Raw genomic sequence first — 5,606 nt, forward strand, 5'->3', positions numbered from 1 at the left:
AAAAATTGATAGATATATAGAATGCAGCCGCACACGTAAAGATCTACATGTAAGGCGGCATCGGCAGAGGCAGATGTGAATAAGAGAAAGGTTGAAGTGGCCGCGACCGGCGCCGGCGGCGCGGGTTTCGCGAGCCAGTCGCGCGGGTGGTCGTCCACCGCGGTATCCACCCCGGCAAGCTGCCACCAGTCGAGCGCGCTCAGCGCCCCTGCATCTATGAAATTCCCCGGCCCCACCCATATGGTTAGACTGTGATATTGACGATCGGGTCAATCAGCAGGCATCGGCGACATGGCGGAGCGTTCGCCACGCGCGACGATCGGATGCGCAGGCCCGGATGCGCGGGCGAGGATGGATGAGGAACTGGAGACGATGACCACACGCGAATCGATGGCGTATGACGTCGTGATCGTCGGCGCCGGCCCGGCGGGCCTTTCGGCCGCGATCCGGCTGAAACAGCTGGCGGCGGAACAAGGGTCGGAACTCTCCGTCTGCGTGCTGGAAAAAGGTTCCGAAGTGGGCGCGCACATCCTGTCCGGCGCGGTGGTCGATCCGCGCGCGCTCGACGAGCTGATCCCGGACTGGCGGGAGCAGGATTGCCCGCTGAACGTGCCGGTGATCGAGAATCACCACTGGGGGCTGACGCCGGCCAAGAAATTCGAGCTGCCGCACGTGATGATGCCGCGCTTCATGAACAACAAGGGCACCTACACCGGTTCGCTGGGCAACCTGTGCCGCTGGCTGGGCGGGCAGGCCGAGGCGCTGGGGGTGGAGATCTTCCCCGGTTTCGCCGCGGCCGAGGTGCTGTTCGACGAGAAGGGCGTGGTGAAGGGCGTCGCCACCGGCGACATGGGCGTGGCGCGCGACGGCACGCACAAGCCGGACTACCAGCCCGGTATGGAACTGCACGCCAAATACACCTTCTTCGCCGAGGGCGTGCGCGGGCACCTGACCAAGGAAGTGAAGCGCATCTTCGACCTGGAGGCCGATTGCGAGCCGCAGGTGTATGCGATCGGCATCAAGGAACTGTGGGACATCCCGGCCGACAAGCATGTGCCGGGCCGCGTGATCCACACGCAGGGCTGGCCGCTCGACGATGCGGTGGGCGGTGGCTTCCTGTATCATCAGGCGAACAATCAGGTGGCGCTCGGCTTCGTGGTGGGGCTGGGGTACAAGAACCCGCACCTCTCCCCGTTCGAGGAGTTCCAGCGGTGGAAGCAGCACCCGGACATCCGCGCGATCCTGGAGGGTGGCCGGCGCATCAGCTACGGCGCGCGCGCGATCAACGAGGGCGGCTGGCAGAGCGTGCCGAAGCTGACCTTCCCGGGCGGCGCGCTGATCGGCTGCTCGGCCGGCTTCGTGAACGTGCCGCGGATCAAGGGCACCCATACCGCGATGAAATCCGGCATGCTGGCGGCCGAGGCGGCGTTCGCGGCGGTGGGCGCAGGGCGCGAGGGCGACGAGCTGACGGTCTATTCCGATACGCTGCACGACAGCTGGATCGCGACCGAACTGAAGACGGTGCGCAACGCCGAGCCGGCGCTGGCGAAGTTCGGCCCGACGGTGGGCACGCTGTGGGCCGGCGTCGACATGTGGATGCGGACGCTGAAGATCGGCCTGCCGTACAGCTTCGGCCATCACCGCGACAGCGAGCAGCTGTATCGCAAGGACATGGTCCAGCCGATCAAGTATCCGAAGCCCGATGGCGTCATCAGCTTCGATCGGCTTTCCTCGGTGTTCCTCTCGAACACCAACCATGAGGAGGACCAGCCGATCCACCTGACGCTGAAGGATGCGTCGGTGCCGGTGGAGGTGAACCTCGCGCTCTACGACAGCCCCGAGTCGCGTTACTGCCCGGCGGGCGTGTACGAGATCGTCGGGCAGGAAACGGGCGATCCAAGGCTCCAGATCAACGCGCAGAACTGCGTCCACTGCAAGACCTGCGACATCAAGGATCCCACCCAGAACATCAACTGGGTGGTGCCCGAGGGCGGCGGCGGACCGAATTATCCCAACATGTAGCTGGGCGGGGGCCGGGCCGGCCGCTATCGTGCTGCCCACGAAACGGAGTGTGGCGATGCGGGCACGAGTAAATGGGCAGCCCCGGCGCGTGCCGATGATTGCCGCCGGTGCGGCGATCGCGGCGGCGCTGCTGGCGCCGTTGCCGGCCGCGGCGGCAGTGTCGCGCGACGATACCCCCTCCGGTTATACCCGTTACGTCCGTGCCCGCGCCGCCGATGCCGCCGGGCGGACCGAACTGGCGGCACGCGGATATGCGGCGGTGTTGGCCGAAACCCCCGACGATAGCGTGCTGGCGCTGCGGACCTACCGTCAGGCCATCGCCGCCGGGGATCGGCCGCTGGCGACGCGGACGGCCCGGATGCTGGACGCGCGCAAACTGCTGCCCGCCGATGGCCGGCTGCTGCTGCTGGCCGATGCGCTGCTGGCGGCGGACTGGAAAGCCGCGACGCTGGCGACGGACCGGATCGAGCAGGAAGGCGTCTATGGCTTTGCCGTGCCGGTGCTGCGCGGGTGGATCGCGCAGGGCAGCCGCAAGGGCGATCCTTTCGTTGCATTGGATGCAGCCCGCAGCGGCGGCCCGATCGCGATGGCCTATGCCGCGGAACACCGCGCCCTGATCGCGCTGGCGACCGGCCGGATCGACGAGGGCGTGGCGGCGGTGAAGGCGTTGTCCACCGGCGGCGGTGGTCGCGCGGTGCGGTTGCAGCTGGCGGCGGCGAGCGCGCTGGCCAAGCGCGGCGACCGCGCGGGGGCACTGGCGATGATCGCCGGCAACGACGGCACGCTGACCGCCGCACGGAAGATCGTGACGGACGGCAGGCCCCTGCCGGGCGGGGTGGATGGCCCCGCAGAAGGCATCGCCGCTTTGCTTACGCGAACCGCGGTGGACATCAATCGCGAGCGGGTGACTCCAGTGTCGCTGACGCTGGCGCGGCTGGCAACCTTCCTTGCGCCCGGCAATGCCGAGAACTGGCTCGTCACCAGCGAGATCCTGAGCGCGGGCGAACAATATGAGTCGGCGTTGGCCGCGCTGGAGCAGGTGAAGCCGGGGGATCCGTTCGAGGAGGCGGCGCGGTTCAGCCGGGTCCAGCTGCTGGTGCGGCGCGGTGAGCCGGAAAAGGCGTTGGGCGAGGCGCTGGCGATGGCGCGCGCCGGCAACACCGCCGATGACTGGGTGCGCGTGGGGCAGGTGCAGACCGAACTGGAGCGTCATGCCGAGGCGGCCGACTCCTACGGCAAGGCGCTGGCGCTTGCGGACAAGGCAGGCGCGACGGGCGATCGCTGGGCACTGCTGCTCCAGCGCGGTAGTGCGCTCGACCGTTCGGGCAACTGGCCGGCGGCCAGGTTCCTGCTGGAGGAGGCGGTACGGATCGCGCCGGATCAGGCCTCCGCGCTCAACTATCTCGGCTATGCGCAGCTCGAACGGCGGATCAACCTGCCCGAGGCGGAGAAACTGATCGAGCGCGCGAGCCGGCTGCGGCCGGACGACGCGGCGATCACCGATTCGCTCGGCTGGACCTATTATCTGCGCGGCGACGTGCCGAAGGCCATCGCCACGCTGGAGGCGGCGGTGTCGAGCGAACCGGCCGAGCCAACGATCAACGAGCATCTGGGCGATGCCTACTGGACGATCGGGCGGCGGCTGGAGGCGCGCTATGCGTGGCGTGCGGCGCTGGTGTTCGCCGAGGCGAAGGACGCACCCCGTATCCGCAGCAAGATCGACACGGGCTGGAGCCCGGCGGTGGCCGCCCCCTGATGCGCGACCGCGAAACCGCGTTCGCCAAGATCAATCTCGCGCTCCATGTCCGGCGGCGGCGGGCGGACGGCTACCATGATCTGGAAACGCTGTTCGCTTTCGCCGAGGAGGGCGACGTGCTGCACGCGACCCCGGCGGACGCGCTGTCGCTGACGGTAGGAGGGCCGTTCGCGGCGGCACTGGCGGGTGACGATCCCGCCGACAATCTCGTGCTGCGTGCCGGTGAGGCGTTGCGGATGGCATTCGGCGTGACGGCGGGTGCGGCGCTGACGCTGGACAAGCGCCTGCCGGTCGCATCGGGAATCGGCGGGGGATCCGCCGATGCGGCGGCGGCATTGCGTCTCCTCGTGCGGGTATGGCGGCTGCCGGCGGGCGACCCCCGCATTACTGCGATTTCGGCGACGCTGGGGGCAGACGTGCCGGCCTGCCTCGGATCGGTCGCGACACGTGGCGATGGGCGAGGTGACCGGCTGGTGGGGGTCGACGCGGCCGCACTGACGGGGATGCCGCTGTTGCTGGTCAATCCAGGCGTGGCGTTATCGACGGCGGCGGTGTTCGCCGGGTGGGACGGGCAGGATCGCGGCGCGCTTGCGGTGGGTGCTCCGTGGGCGGCGGCACGGTCCGGTCGGAACGATCTGGAGCCGCCGGCCCGGGTTCTGGTGCCGGGGATCGTGGCGGTCCTCGATGAGCTGGGTGCCGGCGAGGGCGTGCGTCTCGTGCGGATGTCGGGATCGGGGGCAACCTGCTTCGCGCTTTACGAGGACGCCCGCGGCCGCGATGCCGCTGCGGCGCGGATCGCGGTCGCGCGACCCGAGTGGTGGAGGCTGGCGACACGCCTGCGCTAGGGTTTACGGACGGGCAGTCAGCCCCCGTTGGCGACGAGATCCACCGTGGAGCCGGCGCCCGATGGCGAAACGCTGATATAATAGGCCGCGTCTCCCCGCGTGCCGCCAAGGACGTCGCTGCCCTGCTGCGCCAGATGCTCGGCGGAATAACCTGCGCGGGAGACGCGACCGCGATAGAAATCGATGATGCTGGCCACCGGCGCTGCGGCGGCGAAGCTGACGATCCGCCGCTTGCAGCCCGGCGCGTCGCTTCCCGCTGCCTCGGTCACACGGGCACCGGGGTAGATCGGCAGTTCGGCCGGCAGCTTGCCGGCCCAGGCGGCATCATAGGCGAAAGTGCATTTGCCGTCGGCCGATGCGACGGACTGTCCCGGGTCACCGGCAGAAGGGCGAGGTGGGGCGGTGCCGCCGGCGGCTATCGACGGATCGACAACGATCTGCTTGCCGAGCGCGCCCTCGGTCGCCGGGCGGGCGGCGGCGGTTGCGTTGGCGAGCTCGCTGTCGAGCGCCTCGGCGGTATCGGCGGAATCGGCGGGTTTGCGGTCACACGCGGCCAGTGCCGCGAGCAGGGCGATCGCAGCGGCGGCGTTAGCGATTCTCGACATCGGCGAATTCCTTTCGCGCCCTGATAAACCGAAAGCGGGATCGAGCGTTAGGCTGGGTATGCGGTGCCCGACGTATGTCTGACACGTCCTTGTCGTGTGGGTGTCGTAATTTTGTGCTTGCGGTGAGGTGAGTCGTTGGGTAGAGGGTTGTTCATCGGAACGGGGAGCGGCCTTCGAGGCGCTTTTCACTTCTTGATGGTATCGGAGCAGACGGTCTCGGCCTTAGGGTTTGGGATGGTCTCTGCTCCGGCGCTCTTTCTCATAGTTATTTGATGAAGGGACATGTGGGCGGCGGCTCCGGTTCTCTGCGGCGTTCAGGCGTGGAGTTATCGGTTAAAGTCAGGTCGTTCATGTGTCTTATATGCTTTATGCAATATA

Annotated in this window: 4 protein-coding genes; 3 read left to right on the forward strand and 1 reads right to left on the reverse strand. The window is 68.1% G+C overall.

Translation table 11 applies throughout. From position 1 onward, the window contains the following. Nucleotides 1–372 precede the first annotated feature (372 nt). From FOY91_RS20425 to FOY91_RS20435, 3 genes are all read left to right on the forward strand, one after another. Nucleotides 373–2,022: an electron transfer flavoprotein-ubiquinone oxidoreductase gene (locus tag FOY91_RS20425; RefSeq protein WP_145155781.1), complete on the forward strand. Its 1,650-nt coding sequence runs from the start codon at nucleotides 373–375 to the stop codon at nucleotides 2,020–2,022. A 94-nt stretch (nucleotides 2,023–2,116) separates the two neighbouring features. After that, entirely contained in the window at nucleotides 2,117–3,778 is a 1,662-nt protein-coding gene (locus tag FOY91_RS20430) for a tetratricopeptide repeat protein (protein ID WP_238995821.1), read from the forward strand. Continuing rightward, nucleotides 3,778–4,623: a 4-(cytidine 5'-diphospho)-2-C-methyl-D-erythritol kinase gene (locus tag FOY91_RS20435; protein ID WP_145155785.1), complete on the forward strand. Its 846-nt coding sequence runs from the start codon at nucleotides 3,778–3,780 to the stop codon at nucleotides 4,621–4,623. Before FOY91_RS20430 ends, FOY91_RS20435 begins: the two co-directional genes overlap by 1 nt. Before the next feature lie 17 nt (nucleotides 4,624–4,640). Here the strand turns inward: FOY91_RS20435 and FOY91_RS20440 are convergent, their stop codons facing one another. Further along, nucleotides 4,641–5,228 carry a hypothetical protein gene (locus tag FOY91_RS20440; protein ID WP_145155787.1) on the reverse strand — a complete coding sequence of 196 codons (588 nt, stop codon included), beginning with the start codon at nucleotides 5,226–5,228 and terminating at the stop codon, nucleotides 4,641–4,643. Between the last annotated feature and the right edge of the window lie 378 nt (nucleotides 5,229–5,606).

The sequence above is a fragment of the Alterirhizorhabdus solaris genome (assembly GCF_007785815.1).
GTDB lineage: Bacteria > Pseudomonadota > Alphaproteobacteria > Sphingomonadales > Sphingomonadaceae > Alterirhizorhabdus > Alterirhizorhabdus solaris.

Bases quoted from the DNA above. Each gene is read 5' to 3' on its own strand.
- FOY91_RS20435 (WP_145155785.1), top strand. From the start codon at position 3,778: ATGCGCGACCGCGAAACCGCGTTCGCCAAGATCAATCTCGCGCTCCAT.
- FOY91_RS20430 (WP_238995821.1), top strand. From the start codon at position 2,117: ATGATTGCCGCCGGTGCGGCGATCGCGGCGGCGCTGCTGGCGCCGTTG.
- FOY91_RS20440 (WP_145155787.1), bottom strand. From the start codon at position 5,228: ATGTCGAGAATCGCTAACGCCGCCGCTGCGATCGCCCTGCTCGCGGCA.
- FOY91_RS20425 (WP_145155781.1), top strand. From the start codon at position 373: ATGACCACACGCGAATCGATGGCGTATGACGTCGTGATCGTCGGCGCC.